The 923-nt window shown below is 68.5% G+C and carries 1 protein-coding gene; it reads right to left on the bottom strand.

The features are described from left to right. A partial coding sequence (locus E1258_RS32860; protein ID WP_207919945.1) for a non-reducing end alpha-L-arabinofuranosidase family hydrolase occupies nucleotides 1-923 on the bottom strand: 923 nt, incomplete at both ends.

The following is a 923-nucleotide window of genomic DNA, read 5'->3' on the forward strand; positions in this document are numbered from 1 at the left end:
CGTCACCGATGACGGCCTGGTCGATGGGGCCCGTGTTGGAGCCGGTGATGCTGCCGGAGAACAGCGTCTGCGGCGCGGACCACCCGTTGGGGTTGGTGGGGTCGCTCGACGTGCGGTAGGAGAACGCGGGCCCGCCCCACTGGTAGGCCAGCACCCAGATGTTCTTCGGGGCGTGGTAGAACAGCGAGGGCGCGACCGTGGCGGAGGACATCGTGTTCTGGCTGGCCGTGGCCATCTCCGACCAGTTCGTGAACAGGCCGAAGTTCATCGAACCCCACGACGTGCCGTAGTCGTGCGTGGTCGCGTAGACGAGCTGCTTGCCGTTGTACGGGGCGACCGTGAAGTCCTTCAGCGACACCCAGCCCGACCTCGGCTGCGCCAGCACGCCCGTCGACGACCACCGGTACGTCGACGGAAGGTTGCACGAGCCCGGCGGCGGGGTCGTGCTGGCCGTCGGTGTCGGCGTCGGCGGAGTGGTGGGCCCGCCGACCCGGGCCAGTTGCCACTGCTGGTTCGTGCCGTTCCGGTCGGTGTACTGGATGACGGGAGCGCCGTCAGCGGTGGACGCGCCCTGGACCTCCACCACCTTGCCGCTGCTCCGGCTGATCAGCCGAACGTAGCCGCCCGAGTCGGCCACCCGGAACTGCTGGTTCGCCCCGCCGTGGTCACCGTACTGCACGATCGCGGCACCATCCGCGGTCGAGTTGTTGGACACGTCCAGCACCTTGCCCGAGTGACGGGCCCGGATCCGGTAGTAGCCTCCACCGGAGTCGACGAACTGCCACTGCTGGTTCTGCCCGCCCGTGCGGGTGTACTGCTGGATGCAGGCGTTGTCCGCCGTGGACACACCGCACACGTCCAACGCCTTGCCGCTGTTGCGGTTCAACAGCTCGTACCAGGCGTTCGTGTCGATGCCCCCCGAC

The sequence above is a fragment of the Micromonospora sp. KC207 genome, from assembly GCF_004348615.1.
Classification (GTDB): domain Bacteria; phylum Actinomycetota; class Actinomycetes; order Mycobacteriales; family Micromonosporaceae; genus Micromonospora.